The organism is Bartonella sp. AA81SXKL (assembly GCF_042196945.1).
Lineage (GTDB): Bacteria > Pseudomonadota > Alphaproteobacteria > Rhizobiales > Rhizobiaceae > Bartonella.
Genome location: NZ_JBHIRH010000259.1, coordinates 1 through 694, shown reverse-complemented (window position 1 = coordinate 694; position 694 = coordinate 1). Strand labels below are relative to the sequence as shown.

Genomic DNA, 694 nt, shown 5'->3' with positions numbered 1-694 from the left:
TTCTAACGTAGGCAATTTGAGGGTTTCAAGATCAAGATGGAGATTGACATCATCATCAACAATCAGGGTAAAACCACGAACAATTCTTAAAGTCATACATCACTCCTTGTTGCTTTGCGATAACCCTCAAGCGTATCGCCAAAAGTATGCGTCATTTTCTTTTAGATATCTTGCACCAGCCGATTAAAGTAAGCTCCATTGCGCCGGCTGCCAAAGCTTAAGTCTTCTAGAGGGAGCACTTCTTCTGCATCAAATTCCACCCGCAACTTGCCCAGTTGTAAATTACCGTTGGAATTCAAATCACGGTCAAACCAAATGCGTCCTCCCCAAACACAACTGAATTTAGTGGACCTAAATATCCTTCATCATAAGAGTAGATTGAAATAAAGAGAGTAGAAAATTATTTTCCTCTCATTGCATACCCACTTAGCAACAAATCTTTGTTTTTGTGTGACGAAAATTACTTAAGCTAATATATTGTTTTCTCAAAGAAAATCATTTATTTTTTTAGAATGTTGTTCTTATTTATATTTTAAAAATGTTAGAATAAAATTTTCAAATGCTTATCTCCAAGGTCATCTAAAACTTTCTCTCTCTCCATTGTTACCTCCAAAAAACAAGAGATTTCTAACTCAAAAGGCAGAAAGAGCTTACTCTGTTGCAATAATAATTAATATTTATATTACACAGTATA

2 pseudogenes are annotated in these 694 nt (G+C 34.6%); both read right to left on the bottom strand.

The annotated features are described in order from the left end of the window. Positions 1 to 96: pseudogene (locus ACFINZ_RS10955) on the bottom strand (phage tail protein); the annotation flags it as partial. Then, a pseudogene (locus ACFINZ_RS10950) lies at positions 93 to 326 on the bottom strand (phage tail protein); the annotation flags it as partial. The pseudogenes ACFINZ_RS10955 and ACFINZ_RS10950, both read right to left, overlap by 4 nt. Positions 327 to 694 lie beyond the last annotated feature (368 nt).